Source organism: Methylophaga sp. OBS1, from assembly GCF_026319365.1.
Map to the genome: position 1 here is coordinate 95,527 of NZ_JAPDMS010000005.1, position 15,753 is coordinate 111,279.

Genomic DNA, 15,753 nt, shown 5'->3' on the forward strand with positions numbered 1-15,753 from the left:
TGTCCGGAAACTGTTTTAGTACTGTGGATTGATTTTCTCCAGTTGCCAGATCTCGTCGTTGTATTCCTCCATCGTTCTGTCGGTGGAGAATTTGCCGCTGTTGGCACTGTTGATAATACTCATTGCCAGCCAGCGCTGTTTATCCTCATAGGCTTCTGAGGCACGCTGCTGAGCGTCGACATAGCTGCGGAAATCAGCCACAGTCATCCATGGATCGTGGGGACTGGTGAAAGCAGCAATGACTTCATCGAAACCGCCCGGCTCGAACTGGTTGAAATGACCCGACTCCAATAAGTCGACAACGCGGCGCAGGTCGGCATCATTATCGATAATAAAGCGGGGGTTGTAATCTCTTCTGACCTCCTCCACTTCGGATTCAGTCAGGCCGAACAGGAAGAAATTGTCTTCACCGGCTTCATCACGGATCTCGATATTGGCGCCATCCAGCGTGCCGATGGTGATGGCACCATTCATCATGAACTTCATGTTACCGGTGCCGGAGGCTTCCTTACCGGCAGTGGAAATCTGCTCAGACAGATCGGCGGCCGGGCAAATGACTTCCATGGCAGAGACCTGGTAATTGGGCAGGAAAACCACTTTCAACCAGTCACCGACTTCCTCATCGTTATTGACGATATTGGCAACATTGTTGATAAGTTTGACGATTTGTTTGGCCATCACATAACCCGGCGCCGCTTTACCGCCAAACAGGACGCAGCGCTTGGTCAGGCCTTCAGTGTCGCCACGTTTTATGCGGTCATAAAGATGAATGACATGCAGTACATTCAGCAGTTGGCGTTTGTATTCATGAATCCGTTTGACCTGAATATCAAACATCGCGTCAGGGTTGAAGTCGACGTTGCAGCTTTGTTTTACCAGTGCCGCCAGACGCTCTTTATTGGCGCGTTTGGCCGCATGCCATTTTTGCTGGAAAGCGCTGTCATGCGCATAAGGCTCCAGTTTTTTCAGCTCGCTGAGCTCGGTGACCCATTTGTCACCAATGGTGTTGCTGATGAGTTGGCTCAGATCAGGGTTACACCAGGCCAGCCAGCGGCGCTGGGTGACGCCGTTTGTTTTGTTGTTGAACTTCTGTGGCCAGAGCTCATAGAAGTCATGGAACAGACCTTTTTTGAGCAACTCGGAATGCAAAGCCGCAACACCGTTGATGGAGAAACTGCCGACGATGGCGAGGTGTGCCATGCGCACCTGTTGCTGAGGACCTTCTTCAATAATCGACATTCTGGCTAAGCGTTCTTTGTCGCCGGGCCAGTGGTTGGCGACTTCACGCAGGAAGCGGGCATTGATTTCATAAATAATCTCAAGAATCCGCGGCAAAAGGCGGCCAAACATGTTCACCGGCCAGCGCTCCAGCGCTTCCGGTAGCAGGGTATGATTGGTGTAGGCCATGGTGCGGGACGTGATATCCCAGGCCTCATCCCAGTTGAGACCGTGCTCATCCATTAGCAGACGCATCAGTTCGGCAACTGCTACGGTAGGGTGAGTATCATTCAACTGGAAGCAGTTTTTGTCAGCGAAATCGTCAAACTTCTCGCTGTGCGTAGTCACCCAGTAGTCGAGAATATCCTGCAGACTGGCGGAAGCCAGGAAATACTGTTGACGCAGGCGCAGTTCTTTACCGTTTTCACTGGCATCATTGGGGTAAAGCACCATACTGATATTTTCAGCTTCATTTTTAGCGGCCACTGCATCGGTATAAGAGCCGGCATTAAAGTCTTCCAGGTTAAATTCATCTGTGGCGGCTGCTTTCCACAGGCGCAGTTTGTTCACGGTGCCATTCTGGTAGCCTGGCACCGGTAGATCATACGGCACAGCCAGTACATCATTGGTTTCAACCCAGTAAGCGCGTAACTGCCCATCATGCTCTCGGTGGAACTCCGTATGACCACCAAATTTGACCCGCTGGGTAAATTCAGGCCGCTCCAATTCCCAGGGGTTACCATCACGCAGCCAATGATCCGGTTTTTCTACCTGGTAGCCATTGACGATTTTCTGCTGGAACATGCCGTACTCGTAGCGGAGGCCGTAGCCGGTCACCGGCAGTTGCAAAGTGGCACAGCTATCAATGAAACAGGCTGCCAGACGACCCAGCCCGCCGTTTCCAAGGCCGGCATCGTGTTCCATCTCAATCAGCTCTTCAAAGCTCATGCCCAGTTCATTGAGCGCCTTGGCAGTTTCTGTTTCCAGACCGAGGTTCAGCGCTGCGTTGCCCATCGCCCGGCCCATCAGAAACTCCATCGACAGGTAATAAGCCTGTTTACAGTGGGCCTGTGCATAGGTGTGCTTGGTATGCTTCATTCGATTAAACAGACGATCACGCAGGGTCAGTGCCAGCGCCGAATAGAGATAGTGACCGGAGGCGCAGCCTTTGTCCTGCGCCAGATGCGTGCCGTAATAACGTTTGAAATCGTTGACCAGGTCAGCACTGCTCATGCCCAGTTTGGGGGTGTTGTATAGCTCTGGAGCAGGCGTAGCGGTCAGCGCATAGCGAGGGCTCATAGACAGATCCTTCATTTCAGCAATTATTGAGGGTAGATGGCAGAAAAGCCGTTCCGGTTAGGCATCGTTACCTGGGGTAATGTGACTGCGTTGAGTTCCACATCAGCTTCAATTATACCATCCTGACTCAGAATATAAGCGCAAAGTGCGTAGATTTCATTACTGTTTAGACTGTATGGAGCAGAGGGTGGCATTGCACGGCGGATGTAGTCAAACAGGGTCGTGGCATAAGGCCAGTAACTGTTCACGGTTTTTTCGGGGTATTCACCGCTCAGCGAGCCAAGCTCTCCAACCAGTGGCATGGCACTGCCGCCTATCGCACCGAAACCATGGCAGGCAACACAATGCTGTTCAAACAATTGCTTGCCTTGAGCCGCATTACCGGAGCCCGGTGGCAAAGCTTCACCATCGGGGCTGATAGTCAGATTCCATTCGGGCTTATCACTGAGATCAGACGCAGCTTGTCCCAGCGGCTGATAGAGTGGCTGCGCAGCCAGGACTGGCAGCACAAACAATAAGGTCAGCGTCAGGTTAATCCGGGTAAACATGATAGAGGTAGCCATCTTCGCTGACTTCCCAGCTGATGATCGCGTTGAAGTGAAAAAAGCCGTGGCTGCCGCGGTTCGCCAGTAGTTGTTCACGGCTGGGTTGCACATAGCCGGTCTCATCAGTGGCACGACTCTGCAACATGGCATATTGGCCCTGCCACTGCCAGGGCAGGCTGAAGCGGGTGAAGGCCTTACTCAATATCGGTTGTTGCAGTTCGGCATCTACCCAGCTGGCGCCACCATCTGAGGAGACTTCCACCCGGGTGATTTTGCCGCGGCCCGACCAGGCGAGGCCGGTCAATTGATAAATACCGGGATTGTCCGGCAGCTTCATGCCATGTGAGGGAGAGGTAATCAGCGACTTGGCCTCCATTTCAAAACTGAACTGGCGTGCTGTGCCATCCGGCATCAAGTCGGTGTACTGGGCCGTTTCATCACGGGTCATCGCCGGTTCATCAGTGAGCCGCAATTGCCGCAGCCATTTGATGTTGGTAATACCTTCCCAGCCCGGCAAAACCAGCCGCAGCGGATAACCATTCTCCGGCCTTAAGCGCTCGCCGTTCTGATACAGCGCCAGGATGGCATCATCCAGCAGTTTTTTCAGCGGAATACTGACATTGAGTGAAGCGCCATCAGCGGCTTCAGCGATAACCCATTTCGCTTTGCTCTGGATGCCGGCTTCCTGCAACAGGTATTTCAGCGGTATACCGGTCCACTCAGCGTTGGAAACCAGACCATGAGCGTAACCCGCAGCAGTCTCAATCGGTCGGCTGCGCCAGCTGCTGTTACTGTTACCACCGCATTCGATGAAGCAGATCCGTGATTGCATCGGATAACGTTTGAGCGCCTCTATACTGAAGCTCAGTGGTTGCTCCACCAGGCCATCAATCAGCAGGGTATGCCTCGCCGGGTCAATGTCAGGCACACCGTTGTGATGGCGCTCAAAATGAAGGCCATTAGGCGTGATACTGCCCTGCAATTCATGCAGTGGTGACCAGGACACACCATTGCCCGGCATATCCGGGTTGGCAGAAATCCAGCGAATGATCTTGCTTTCGTAGGGTGAGGGCTGACCGTAGTTGCTGAAGCTATCACCGGCTTTTGTCATCGACTCAGGCAGGATGTCACGGTAGTCCACACTGGACTGAGCGGCCAGAACCGGCAGGCTGAAACCGGCAAAAGCACTACTTAAAGCCGTGTATTGGAGAAACTGTCGACGACTTTCAAGTGGCGCTTTTTTCATCACCGCTTACGCTTGAGCAATGACCGTGTCGACTTCAAACCAGTGATCGAGTCTGCTTACAGCCTCATCACGGCCACTTTTGTTGAGTGATGAGAATAGCTGTACAGTGGCTTCCAGGTCTTCCTGTTGTAGCTTTTTCTGCACATCCAGCATCGTTGCCTTGGCGGCGCCGTGTTTGAGTTTGTCTGACTTGGTGAGCAGGATATGTACCGGCAGCGAAGCCTGATTGGCCCAGGTCAGCATTTGCAAGTCAAAATCTCTTAATGGATGACGGATATCCATCATCAGCATCAGGCCACGCAGGGATTGGCGCGTTTCTAGATATTGGGCCAGTGTGGCCTGCCATTTTTGCTTCATTGCTTCCGGGACTTTGGCATAACCATAGCCGGGAAGATCAACCAAAGCGCGCTGTTCATCCAGATGAAAGAAGTTAATCATCTGGGTACGGCCCGGCGTTTTACTGGTTCGTGCCAAAGAACGAATACCGGTAATTGTATTGATAGCACTGGATTTGCCGGCATTGGAACGTCCGGCGAAGGCGACTTCGTAACCATTGTCCCCGGGCAACTGGGACAGTTTGGTCGCGCTACCGCTATAATAAGCGTTTCGGTATAGCTGTGACATGGAACCATTCTGGGTGAAAAAATATCTCAACAAGAGTAGCATACCCAAAGTTTTAATGATGCAAGCGCTTAGTTTTCAGGTAGAGAAGATGAAAAGAATGTTGATGGCCGCTGTGCTGGGCATGGCGATGAGTACGACTCCTTTTGTATGGGCTGCCGGTAATGTGTCGGCGGGTAAAGAAAAAGCCGCGGTGTGTGCCGCTTGTCATAGTACTGATGGCAATAGTTTGTCACCAGACTTTCCCAAACTGGCAGGTCAGCATGAAGGTTACATCATCAAGCAGCTAATGGATTACAAAAGCGGTGAACGTCAGAACGCGATCATGATGCCAATGGCCGCTAATCTGTCAGAGCAGGACATGGCCGACCTGGCTGCTTACTTTGCCAGCCAGAAAACGGCACCCGGTGCGGTGAGTGAAGAGATGCTGGAACTCGGTGAACAAATTTACCGTGGCGGTAATAAAGAATCCGGCGTTCCGGCCTGTATGGCCTGTCATGGCCCGAACGGCAGCGGTGTCCCCGCAGCCAACTGGCCAAAACTGGCTTCTCAATATGGTGCTTACGTTGAAACGCAGTTGCATGCTTTTGCAAAAGGCGAGCGTGCGAATGACCCCAACGGCATGATGCGTGATATCGCCAGCAAAATGACCGAAGCGGAAATCAAAGCTGTCTCCGCATACGTTTTCGGTCTTAAACCCTAATCAAATAGAATCCCTGGCTGCATGTTTTTCACATGCAGTCAGGCTCAATTCAGGTATGACCTGAAATAAGGGCCTCCCGATGTCACAATCCAAGGACTCGAAACTGCCGCAGCGTTCCTTTGCCTGGCGAATATTTCATTTCCTGGGCAGTATGGAATTCGCCATTACCATGCTGATCACACTGGCGATCGCGTCGGTTATCGGCACAGTCTTACAACAAAATCAGCCTTATCCGGACTACGTCATCAAGTTCGGCCCATACTGGTTTGAAGTGTTTGAAGCGCTCGGTCTCTATGATGTCTACAGTGCATTGTGGTTTCTGGCAATTCTGGCGCTGCTGGTGATATCCACCACCGTATGTGTAGTTCGTCATACCCCATCGATGTTCAGGGATATGTTCAATCTTAGGACTCATGTCCAGCACAAATCCCTGCGCAGCATGCATCATCACGCTCATTGGCAGAAATCAGGTGAGATTGAAGACAACGCCAACTTAATCAGTGACAGACTCGCCGCACTGGGTTTTCGAACCCGCATCACTGAAAAAGGTGATGATCGTCTGGTGTCGGCAATGCGTGGTGGCATGAACCGACTTGGCTATATCCTGACCCACGTCGCCATCATCGTGATTTGTGTCGGCGGTCTGCTGGACAGTAATCTGCCGCTCAAGATTGCTGAGTGGCAGGGCCGATTGGACATTGAAACCCGTAACCTGCCGCTGAGTCAGATCCCCAAAGAAAGTCGTCTTGCGGTTGGGCCACAGGCTTTCCGTGGCAGTGTGAGTATTCCAGAGGGGCGTGCCGCGAGTGTGGTCTATCTGCCGATGCGAGACGGCTATCTGGTGCAGAATCTGCCTTTTACCATTGAGGTAAAGGAGTTCAGAATTGAACATTATCCGACTGGTCAGCCTAAATCATTCGAGTCAGATCTGGTGATCTACGATCCGGATCTGGAACAGCCACTGGAGCAGACGATTGCGGTTAATCACCCTCTGATTCACAAAGGCTATGCTATTTATCAGGCCAGCTTTGGTGATGGCGGCTCTGAACTGACTATCAATGCCTGGCCGTTGTTTGCCGGCCAGCCGGAACCCACTGAATTGGAAACCCGGGTTTTTGAAACGCAACAGATGCTCTGGGGAAACAGGGAATTACAACTGGAAGTGACCGGCTTCCGGCCGTTCAATATCAATCCTGATCCCACCGAAGACAACCCCCGAAACGTCCGTAACTTCGGCCCCAGCATCCAGTTCAAATTGCGCCGCGAGACCGGTGAAGCAATGGAATTTGAAAACTATATGTACCCGGTTGAGCGCAATGGGCGTGAATTCTTGTTGAGCGGGGTACGCAATAGTCCTTCCGAAGAGTTCGCCTACCTGTATCTACCGGCTGATGAGGATGGCAGTGTCGAGGGGTTCATTCGATTTCTACATGCTTTGCATAATGACGAACAGGTCTCTGCGGTAGCCGCGGAAATGAAGGATGAAACGCTGGTCAGTCTGCAAAGTGAACAGGACAACGTGCTGGGTGACAGTCTGAAACGTACTCTGGAAACCCTGATGGCGATGTTCGTGCGAGGTGGTTTTGATGAAGTACGTGACTTCATTGAGGAGAGCCTGCCTGAAGTTGAGCGGGAAACACTGGCGCCAGCCTATCTTGCAATGCTTCGGGAAATGTTGGGGCGGATTTACTTCAACAGTCTCGAATTGGGGGCGGAAGACACCGTATCTGAAGCACAATTGCTGTTTTTGCAGGATGCCATTGATGCCGTGGGCACGCTGCCACGCTATGGTTCGCCGGTTTATTTATCGCTGACAGCATTCAATCACATCGAATCTACCGGTCTGCAGATTGCCCGATCGCCGGGTAAAAACGTGGTCTATCTGGGCTGTGCTTTTCTGATCGCCGGGGTGTTTCTGTTGTTCTATTTGCCGCAAAGACGCTTTTGGGCGTGGCTGAGCCGTGATGGGGAACAGACTCGAATTGACCTGGCCGGTATGACCAATCGCAACCCACGCGAATTTGATGATTATTTCGAACAAATTTACACGCAATTGCAGTCGCTGCAGCGGAACTCTGCTGTTGACTGATGTTCTTAGGTTCTACATGCGACAGCGCATTACGAGACGGATATGAGCACACAACTTTCTACTGTTGATTCTGGAAAAACCAACCTGGCCGCCTGGATATGGCGATTATTGATGGCGCTGTCGGCTGTTGGTCTGATTGCCTTCTATGGCGAAATCCTTGATGGCTATGAAGTGAGTATTATCATCCTCACCGGGATCTCTATGGCCTGGCTGGGTCAGTACTGGCCTGGATATCGCTGGCATACCTTAACGGTTGCAGTGCTGAGTCTGATTGCTGTGTCGATTTATGGTGATGACCTGGCTCGCGCTGACACGAGTTTCTGGCTTAATTATGTACTTGCCAGTCAGTCAGCCTTTATGTGGATGAGCGCACTGTTCGTCATGGCGACCGCAACTTATTTTGGCGGGCTGATCTTTCACTCTGAGTTTACTGAAAAAGTGGCCAGCTTCCTGACCTGGGCGGCGACCACTATGGGTATGATTGGTTTGATGGTGCGTTGGCGCGAATCGTACCTGCTGGGTGCCGATATCGGTCATATTCCGGTCAGTAACCTCTATGAAGTGTTCATCCTGTTTGCCGTTGTGACTGCATTGCTTTACCTGTTCTATGAACGCCGCTACCAGACACGTAGCCTGGGCGGGTTTGTGTTATTGGTAATCAGTGCCGCCGTTGTTTTCCAGCTCTGGTATACCTTCGACCGTCAAGCCCATCAAATCGAACCGCTGGTACCGGCATTGCAGAGTTATTGGATGAAAATTCATGTGCCGGCCAATTTTGTTGGCTATGGTGCTTTTGCCATGGCCGCCATGATAGCGGTGGCCTACTTACTGGTTAACAGACAGACTGGTAAAGCCTCAGTCAGCCGTTGGGTACAGAAGATGCCGTCGCTGGCTTTGATGGATGACCTGATGTACAAAACCATCGCGCTGGGTTTTGCCTTTTTCACTCTGGCAACCATTCTCGGTGCGCTGTGGGCCGCAGAAGCCTGGGGAGGCTACTGGTCATGGGATCCGAAAGAAACCTGGGCGTTGATTGTCTGGCTCAACTACGCTGCCTGGCTGCATATGCGCATGACTAAGGGCTGGCATGGAGGGCCAATGGCCTGGTGGGCCATTGTAGGCCTGTTTGTGACTCTTTTTGCCTTCCTCGGTGTCAATATGTTTTTATCCGGGTTGCACTCTTACGGTACGCTCTAAAACGAAAGGATATGAAGATGACTAAATTTTTCTCAATGCTGGCCGCAGGCCTACTTGCTGGCCTGGTATCGCTGTCTGTCTGGGCAGTGCCGCTGTCTTACGTCGAGGGCACACATTATTTCCCTACGGCTGAAAAAATGACGACCACCGATGCTGAGAAAATTGTGGTAGTGGAAATGTTTTCCTACACCTGTCCCCATTGTTTTGCATTGGAGCCGGAAATTGAAGAATGGAAAAAAACACTTTCCGATGATGTGAAGTTTGTGAAAGTCCCAGCGATCTTCCGTGACAGCTGGCTGGAACTGGCCCGTGTCTATTACGCGGCTGAAGCCTCTGGTGATCTGGAGATGCTGCATCCCAAACTTTTTAATGCCATCCATGTGGAAAAACGCCGTTTGAGTACCGAAGACCAACTGCTGGATTTTGTTGAAGAGCAGGGGATTGATCGTGAAGCTTTTGCTAAAACAATGAATTCCTTCAGCGTCAAAGGCAAAGTGAAAAATGCACTGATTATGAGCCGCAATTCTGGTATCACCGGTGTGCCGGCCTTTATCGTTGAGGGGGAATACCGGACCAATGCCAGCAGTGCTGGTGGCAGTGAACAGCTATTCGAAGTGGTGGATATGTTGATTGAGCAATCACGTTAGTGACATGCCGCTGATGCCACGAAAAAAGCCCGGCTTGTCCGGGCTTTTTTTATAATGCGGCTGGTAAAGGCTCTTCCACCGGGGGCGCTTCAATAACAGGCACCGCAGCATCGTCATGATGTAGCAGAATATCCAGATAGCGGCGGATATTCTGTACATAACGAACCGGTTCACTACCACGTGCATAACCATAGCGGGTTTGGGAAAACCATTTCTGCTTCGACAGCAAGGGCAGGTGTTCCCGGACGTCTGTCCAAAGATTGGGATCTTTACCCTGAATTTCCGTCAATACTCTCGCATCTTCCAGATGACCCATACCAATATTGTAGGCGGCCAGTGCAAACCAGATGCGGTCAGCAGGCTGAATGCCGTCAGGCAGGCGCTCATAGATCGAAGCCAGGTAGCCGGCGCCGGCGAAAATACTCTGTTCCGGGTCCTCACGGTCAGTGACATCCATTTCTTTGGCGGTGGCACGGGTCAGCATCATCAGCCCTTTCACCCCGGTGCTGGATACAGCTTCCGGGTTCCAGTGTGATTCCTGATAGGACATGGCTGCCAGCAGGTGCCAGTCAAAACCGAATTGTTCGCCAGCTTGCTGGAACATATCTTTGTAGCGTGGCAGATGGGTCTGAATCCGTCGATGAACAGCGCGGGTGTCGACATAGTCAAAGCGTCGAATATGGCCATAATATTTCTCGATCAGCTTGTCCAGCTCACCGGAAGCTTCCATATCGTGAAAAAAGGCGAGCACTTCCAGGTAAAGAGAGTCGTCGTCTGACAATGGCATTGCCCAACCCAGTGGTTGTGGCTCTGAGATATCAAAGGCGACACGTAACTCAGGGAGCAGTCCTTGATTGGCTGACATTTCATTGGAATCGACCACGGTGTAATCGATAAGCTCCAGCTGAACCAGTTCCAGCAGACCACTGTTATCCAGCTCTTCATTTTCCCGCCAGTCCAGTTCCGGAATTTCTTCCTGCAGAGACGCTAATTGCTCAACATGGCTGCTTTTGGCGACGACTTCCAGTTGACCATCAGTAATGTCGGTGATGTCCTTTGGTTTCCCTGTGCCATGTTTGTACACCAGTTGTTGAGTCACTTCATGGTAGACCGGTCCGAAACGAATGCGGTTTTTGCGTTGCTCCGTCACGGTGAGGCCTGCTGCAGCGATGTCGGCCTTGCCCTGTTCAATCAGACTGAGCACATTGCCGAGATTGTCGGGCACGATGACTTTCAGGTCGACTCCCAGTCGTTCGGCAAAGCGCTGTGCCAGTTCGTACTCAAACCCTGCCAGCGTGTCACCTTTGACATAATAGCTGGTCAGACTATAACGGCTCAGAACACGCAACTCTCCGCGATCCTGAATTTGCTGAAGGTGTGGTTGGGCTTCGCTACAGGCTGCAGTCATGCAAACAGCCAGCAGGAAAATGATTAGGCGTTTCAAGCAACATCCTCTTAACACAAACAGGGTAATTATCCCTTGTTATCGACCTTATTGCACCTGAGACAGTTTTTGCCAGAGGCAAATATCACTGTTTTTATTGGCAAAAATCATAAATCGATTATAATTCACGCTTTTTTTATGTGGATATAAGCCTGATGAATGCGCCCGAATTATTGCTTCCTGCCGGCAGCCTCGAACATATGCGTTATGCCTATGCTTTCGGTGCCGATGCCGTCTATGCCGGACAGCCGCGCTACAGTTTGCGTGTCAGAAATAATGACTTTCACAAATTGCCGGTACTGGCGCAGGGGATTGAGGAGGCGCATCAGCGAGGCAAGAAATTTTTTGTTGCCAGTAACCTGATGCCACATAACGCCAAGCTCAAGACTTATATGGCGGATATGGAACCGGTGATTGAGATGGGCCCGGATGCACTGATCATGGCTGACCCCGGTCTGATCATGATGGTCCGGGAACGATGGCCGGAGATACCGGTGCATTTATCGGTGCAGGCCAATACGGTGAATTATCAGGCAGTGAAGTTCTGGCAGTCGCTGGGGCTGAGCCGGGTGATTTTGTCCAGAGAGCTGTCGCTGGATGAGATTGAGGAAATTCGTCAGCAATGCCCGGAAATGGAACTGGAAGTGTTTGTGCACGGTGCGCTTTGTATCGCTTATTCAGGTCGCTGTTTACTGTCCGGCTACTTTAACCACCGTGATCCGAATCAGGGGACTTGTACCAATGCCTGCCGCTGGGAATATAAAACACACAGCAGTGATGGCAATGATGATGATCCGCAGAAAATCGATTTTCAGGCTTTTGATGCGATGAACCAGAGTGGTTTGTCAGACTGCGGTGGTCAGGAACGGCATCCACTGGCTGATCAGGTATATCTGATAGAGGAAAAAAATCGTCCCGGTGAAATGATGCCGATCTTCGAGGATGAACACGGCACTTATATCATGAACTCGAAAGATCTTCGTGCGGTGCAGCATATAGACCGGCTGGTGAAGATCGGCGTCGACTCGCTCAAGATCGAGGGGCGTACCAAGTCGGTCTATTATGTTGCCCGTACCGCGCAGATTTACCGTCAGGCCATTGATGATGCGAGGGCTGGTAAAGCCTTCGACCCCACGCTGATTGGCAAGCTGGATAATCTTGCTAATCGTGGCTATACCGATGGTTTCTATCAACGGCATCCGACGCAGGAACAGCAGAATTATCTGCATGGTTATTCCAGCAGCGAGCGTCAGCAGTATGTCGGCGAGGTGTCAGGGATTGATCAGGACAGGCAATTGTTGAAAGTGGATGTTAAAAACCGTTTTGCTGCCGGTGACCGGCTGGAGTTGATTACGCCCTCAGGCAATCGGGAGTTCGTGCTGGAGCAACTGTGGAATCAGCAATTAGAATCTGTTGAGGTCGCGCCCGGCAGTGGCCATCAGGTTTACATCCCTTATCAGGGGCTGGCGCCGGAAAGGGCGATAGTCGCTAAATATCTTTAACGGCGGGCACGGAAGAAAGCACGCAGCATCTCGCTGCTTTGTTCAGCCATAAGCCCGGACTCGCATTGCACGCGGTGGTTGAGATTAGGTAGTGAAAACACATCGACACAACTGCCGGCGGCGCCGGTTTTAGGTTCGCTGGTGGCATAAACCAGGCGGTTAATGCGGGCATGCACCAGCGCGCCGGCGCACATCACACAGGGTTCCAGTGTGACATAGAGATCGGCACCGGGAAGGCGGTAATTATTCTGAGACAGGCAGGCCTGACGCAGCGCAATAATCTCGGCGTGCGCAGTGGCATCATGCGCTGTAATCGGATGATTCCAGCCCTCACCGATGATTTCATCATTCAACACAACCACTGCGCCAACCGGGACTTCACCCTCGGCTTCCGCATGCCGTGCCAGCTCCAGCGCCCGTTGCATCCAGCGACTGTCGTCAGACATCAATATTCCGTTTGATCAGGTTCAGCAGGCGTTTGCTGGCACCCTGACTATGCTTAATCAGGTTCTGCCCCGCCTGACCCATATCAGCGCGCTTCTGCGGGTTTCTGAGTAAATCCGTTACCGTATCTGCCAGGCTCTCGCTGCTATCAATCTGTACTGCGGCTCCAGCCTCCAGAAATTGACGACTGATTTCACTGAAATTGAAGTAATGCGGGCCGATGATCACCGCACGTCCCAGTGCGGCCGGTTCCAGCAGATTATGACCGCCCCTGGGTACCAGACTGCCACCGACAAATGCGATATCAGCCGTGCCGTAAAATAACGGCAGTTCGCCCATGGTATCGATGACCAGCACCTGAATATCACGGCTGCACATCCCGTTATCGCTACGTCGCAGAATCTTGAAACCACTGCGCTGACTTAATGCCGCGACTTTGTCAAAACGCTCCGGATGACGTGGTACCAGGATCAGCAGCAAATCCGGAAACTCGGCACGGATTTTACGTGACGCGTTGAGAATAATCTCGTCCTCACCTTCGTGGGTGCTGGCGGCGATAAATACCGGTCGGTTACCCCAGATACTGCGCAGCGCTTCAGCTTCTTCTGTCAGACTGGCGGGCAGGGTGATTTCAAACTTAAGATTACCGACGGCATGGACACTTTCTTTATCAGCTCCCAGCGCGACAAAACGCTGCCGATCATCCTGAGATTGTGCCGCGATCAGTGTGAACTGCTGCAACATGCGCTGGCTGAGCTTGGCAATTTTTTGATAGCCAGCAGCGGATCGGGCTGAGAGCCGGGCATTAGCGAGCACCATGGGGATCTCCAGCGCGTCAGCATAATGAATCAGATTAGGCCAGAGCTCGGTTTCCATAATGATGCCCAGTTCCGGTCGCGCCGATTTCAGAAAACGCCGGACCGCGAAAGGCAGGTCATAAGGAAGGTAACAATGCAGAACCCTATCGCCGTAGAGACTGGTGACCCGAGCACTGCCGGTCGGGGTCATGGTGGTAATCAGAATCTGATGTGATGGGTACTGAGTCTGTAGCGCCTCGACCAGGGGTCTGGCTGCCTCAACTTCCCCGACAGAGACTGCATGAACCCAGAGCAACGGTTTCTCGGCTGAGGGGGCAGGTTTGATACCGAAACGTTCATCCCAGCGTTTGAAATACGCAGAAGCACGACTGCCGCGCCAAATCAGGCGGAGCATAATCAGGGGCAGCGCCAGGATGAAAACAAAGCTGTATAAAAATCTCAATTCAGACTCATTGGATAAGCGGAAATCGAGCAGGAATGATAGCATAGGCGCAACCTTGAGTACTGAACACGCCTTGATGAAAATTTTCCAGAAACAGTTCCTTCACCCGCGCTACTGGTCAAGTTGGCTGGGGCTGACCCTGATGCGTCTTTCTGTCTATCTGCCGGGGCGATTACAGGTCATAATCGGTCAGAGCCTCGGACTGTTGATGCGTCCTTTTATGGGGGCACGGGCCAAAATCGCCCGTCGTAATATTGAATTAAGCTTCCCTGAACTCAGCCCGTCGGAACAGGAACGACTGGTCAAGCGCAGCCTGACCACGATGGGCATGATGATGATTGAGACGGCGATGAGCTGGTGGGCCAGTGATAAGCGTCTGTTGAAACGGGTCCGCTATGAGGGGCTGGAACATCTGGAACAGGCCAAGGCTGAAGGCAAGGGCGTGATTCTGCTCACCGGTCATTTCACCAGTATGGAGTTGGGGGGCCGGCTGATCATGCTGAAAACGCCGGCTTATGTGATGTTTCGGCAGCTTAAGAATCCGCTGTTTAATGCCGTGATGATGCGTTCAAGAACTTTTCATAGCGAGGGTATCGTCCTGCGTGATGATCCACGCTCAATGCTGCGGGCTCTCAAGAAAAACAAAGTGGTCTGGTATGCCCCGGACCAGGACTTTGGCAAACGCACAGCCGTGTTTGCCAAATTCTTCGGTGTACAGGCGGCGACGATTGTAGCGACAGCCAGAATGGTCAAAATGACCGGCGCCAGAATCGTGCCTTTTGTGCCGCGCCGTGAAAAAGACGGCAGCTATACCATCAGTATCGGTAAGCCCTGGGAGGACTATCCGACCGGTGATGATCTGCTCGACGCGCAGCGTATTAACGACTGGCTCGAGCAGGAAATTCGCCGCTCACCGGAGCAATATCTGTGGGTTCACCGCCGCTTTAAAACTCAGCCGGAAGGCAAGGGCCTGCTTTACAAGAAGCTTTAATTACTCACCCAGCGTATAGCTGTAACTGACAATAATCGAGTCAGCGCCCGGATTGTAATCGCCCAGATCGGCATTGGACATATGGTAATAGCCCAGAGACAGCCTGCTCCTGTCAGTCATTTGATAAGCGAGATCCAGGCCGGTACGAAATTCGAGACCATAGCCCAGATCGACACCTCCGCCGTTTTCATAGGCCGCCACGGCAAAGTGCGGTGTCAACACCCAGTTAGCTGACAAAGACCAGTCATAGCGTACACCGGCATAGGCCCAATAGGCGCCGTCCGAGGTGACTGATGCGCCGATGGTGGGAATGAGATTATAAAAGTCAGCGGCCGGGGCGAAGCGGTATTCCACCCCTAATTCCGTTGCATTGTCTTCGCTGTCAAAGGCATCGTAACCGCCGGCAGTAAATGCCACAGCAGACTGTTCCTCTGCGATCGCCAAAGCGGGCAGGCTTAGGGCCAGCAGCCCGGTAATCAGTATTTTTTTCATTGTGTCGTCCCTGCTATCTATCTGTGCGTTCAGGATTTTTATAGCATGAGTCAAA

The 15,753-nt window shown here is 52.1% G+C and carries 14 protein-coding genes; 6 read left to right on the top strand and 8 right to left on the bottom strand.

Features of this window, described 5'->3' with window-relative positions; genetic code table 11:
* Positions 1–15 precede the first annotated feature (15 nt).
* Genes OMQ46_RS14030 through yihA form a run of 4 tightly spaced genes read right to left on the bottom strand, consistent with a single transcriptional unit; the run spans position 16 to position 4,932 of the window.
* The gene (locus OMQ46_RS14030; RefSeq protein WP_266237849.1) at positions 16–2,517 is read right to left on the bottom strand and encodes a glycogen/starch/alpha-glucan phosphorylase; all 2,502 of its coding nucleotides are present in this window, start codon (positions 2,515–2,517) and stop codon (positions 16–18) included.
* Positions 2,518–2,540: 23 nt separating this feature from the next.
* The gene (locus OMQ46_RS14035) at positions 2,541–3,080 is read right to left on the bottom strand and encodes a c-type cytochrome (RefSeq protein WP_266237850.1); all 540 of its coding nucleotides are present in this window, start codon (positions 3,078–3,080) and stop codon (positions 2,541–2,543) included.
* Positions 3,049–4,308 carry a sulfite dehydrogenase gene (gene soxC, locus OMQ46_RS14040; protein WP_266237853.1) on the bottom strand — a complete coding sequence of 420 codons (1,260 nt, stop codon included), beginning with the start codon at positions 4,306–4,308 and terminating at the stop codon, positions 3,049–3,051. Before soxC ends, OMQ46_RS14035 begins: the two co-directional genes overlap by 32 nt.
* A 6-nt stretch (positions 4,309–4,314) precedes the next feature.
* Positions 4,315–4,932, bottom strand: coding sequence for a ribosome biogenesis GTP-binding protein YihA/YsxC (gene yihA / locus OMQ46_RS14045; RefSeq protein ID WP_266237855.1), 618 nt, complete (start codon positions 4,930–4,932; stop codon positions 4,315–4,317).
* A gap of 88 nt (positions 4,933–5,020) precedes the next feature.
* Here yihA and OMQ46_RS14050 point away from each other — a divergent pair, with 88 nt between their 5' ends.
* The 4 genes from OMQ46_RS14050 to OMQ46_RS14065 all read left to right on the top strand — a co-directional run bounded on the left by OMQ46_RS14050 (position 5,021) and on the right by OMQ46_RS14065 (position 9,565).
* Positions 5,021–5,632, top strand: coding sequence for a c-type cytochrome (locus OMQ46_RS14050; protein ID WP_266237857.1), 612 nt, complete (start codon positions 5,021–5,023; stop codon positions 5,630–5,632).
* 79 nt (positions 5,633–5,711) lie between these two features.
* Positions 5,712–7,721: a cytochrome c biogenesis protein ResB gene (locus OMQ46_RS14055; RefSeq protein WP_266237859.1), complete on the top strand. Its 2,010-nt coding sequence runs from the start codon at positions 5,712–5,714 to the stop codon at positions 7,719–7,721.
* A gap of 42 nt (positions 7,722–7,763) precedes the next feature.
* A complete protein-coding gene (gene ccsB / locus OMQ46_RS14060; RefSeq protein ID WP_266237860.1) occupies positions 7,764–8,918 on the top strand; it encodes a c-type cytochrome biogenesis protein CcsB in 1,155 nt (384 codons plus the stop codon).
* A 17-nt stretch (positions 8,919–8,935) separates the two neighbouring features.
* Positions 8,936–9,565: a thiol:disulfide interchange protein DsbA/DsbL gene (locus tag OMQ46_RS14065; RefSeq protein WP_266237862.1), complete on the top strand. Its 630-nt coding sequence runs from the start codon at positions 8,936–8,938 to the stop codon at positions 9,563–9,565.
* Between the two features lie 49 nt (positions 9,566–9,614).
* Here the strand turns inward: OMQ46_RS14065 and mltF are convergent, their stop codons facing one another.
* A complete protein-coding gene (mltF, locus tag OMQ46_RS14070; protein WP_266237864.1) occupies positions 9,615–11,009 on the bottom strand; it encodes a membrane-bound lytic murein transglycosylase MltF in 1,395 nt (464 codons plus the stop codon).
* 155 nt (positions 11,010–11,164) lie between these two features.
* Between mltF and yegQ the strand changes: the two genes are divergently transcribed.
* Positions 11,165–12,511, top strand: a complete 1,347-nt coding sequence (gene yegQ / locus OMQ46_RS14075) for a tRNA 5-hydroxyuridine modification protein YegQ (RefSeq protein WP_266237866.1) — start codon at positions 11,165–11,167, stop codon at positions 12,509–12,511.
* Here yegQ and tadA read toward each other — a convergent pair.
* Both tadA and waaA read right to left on the bottom strand, forming a co-directional pair.
* A complete protein-coding gene (gene tadA / locus OMQ46_RS14080) occupies positions 12,508–12,957 on the bottom strand; it encodes a tRNA adenosine(34) deaminase TadA (protein ID WP_266237868.1) in 450 nt (149 codons plus the stop codon). The two genes, yegQ and tadA, sit on opposite strands and share 4 nt — an antisense overlap.
* The gene (gene waaA, locus OMQ46_RS14085; RefSeq protein WP_266237871.1) at positions 12,950–14,215 is read right to left on the bottom strand and encodes a lipid IV(A) 3-deoxy-D-manno-octulosonic acid transferase; all 1,266 of its coding nucleotides are present in this window, start codon (positions 14,213–14,215) and stop codon (positions 12,950–12,952) included. The genes tadA and waaA overlap by 8 nt, the downstream gene beginning before the upstream one ends.
* A 55-nt stretch (positions 14,216–14,270) precedes the next feature.
* Here waaA and lpxL point away from each other — a divergent pair, with 55 nt between their 5' ends.
* Positions 14,271–15,206, top strand: coding sequence for an LpxL/LpxP family Kdo(2)-lipid IV(A) lauroyl/palmitoleoyl acyltransferase (lpxL, locus tag OMQ46_RS14090; protein ID WP_266237874.1), 936 nt, complete (start codon positions 14,271–14,273; stop codon positions 15,204–15,206).
* Here the strand turns inward: lpxL and OMQ46_RS14095 are convergent, their stop codons facing one another.
* Positions 15,207–15,698 carry an acyloxyacyl hydrolase gene (locus OMQ46_RS14095; protein WP_266237877.1) on the bottom strand — a complete coding sequence of 164 codons (492 nt, stop codon included), beginning with the start codon at positions 15,696–15,698 and terminating at the stop codon, positions 15,207–15,209. It abuts the gene before it with no gap.
* Between the last annotated feature and the right edge of the window lie 55 nt (positions 15,699–15,753).

What these genes read in the sequence shown, in the direction of transcription:
- OMQ46_RS14030 (WP_266237849.1), bottom strand. Translation starts at nt 2,517, where the DNA reads ATGAGCCCTCGCTATGCGCTGACCGCTACGCCTGCTCCAGAGCTATAC.
- OMQ46_RS14035 (WP_266237850.1), bottom strand. Translation starts at nt 3,080, where the DNA reads ATGGCTACCTCTATCATGTTTACCCGGATTAACCTGACGCTGACCTTA.
- soxC (WP_266237853.1), bottom strand. Translation starts at nt 4,308, where the DNA reads ATGAAAAAAGCGCCACTTGAAAGTCGTCGACAGTTTCTCCAATACACG.
- yihA (WP_266237855.1), bottom strand. Translation starts at nt 4,932, where the DNA reads ATGTCACAGCTATACCGAAACGCTTATTATAGCGGTAGCGCGACCAAA.
- OMQ46_RS14050 (WP_266237857.1), top strand. Translation starts at nt 5,021, where the DNA reads ATGAAAAGAATGTTGATGGCCGCTGTGCTGGGCATGGCGATGAGTACG.
- OMQ46_RS14055 (WP_266237859.1), top strand. Translation starts at nt 5,712, where the DNA reads ATGTCACAATCCAAGGACTCGAAACTGCCGCAGCGTTCCTTTGCCTGG.
- ccsB (WP_266237860.1), top strand. Translation starts at nt 7,764, where the DNA reads ATGAGCACACAACTTTCTACTGTTGATTCTGGAAAAACCAACCTGGCC.
- OMQ46_RS14065 (WP_266237862.1), top strand. Translation starts at nt 8,936, where the DNA reads ATGACTAAATTTTTCTCAATGCTGGCCGCAGGCCTACTTGCTGGCCTG.
- yegQ (WP_266237866.1), top strand. Translation starts at nt 11,165, where the DNA reads ATGAATGCGCCCGAATTATTGCTTCCTGCCGGCAGCCTCGAACATATG.
- tadA (WP_266237868.1), bottom strand. Translation starts at nt 12,957, where the DNA reads ATGTCTGACGACAGTCGCTGGATGCAACGGGCGCTGGAGCTGGCACGG.
- OMQ46_RS14095 (WP_266237877.1), bottom strand. Translation starts at nt 15,698, where the DNA reads ATGAAAAAAATACTGATTACCGGGCTGCTGGCCCTAAGCCTGCCCGCT.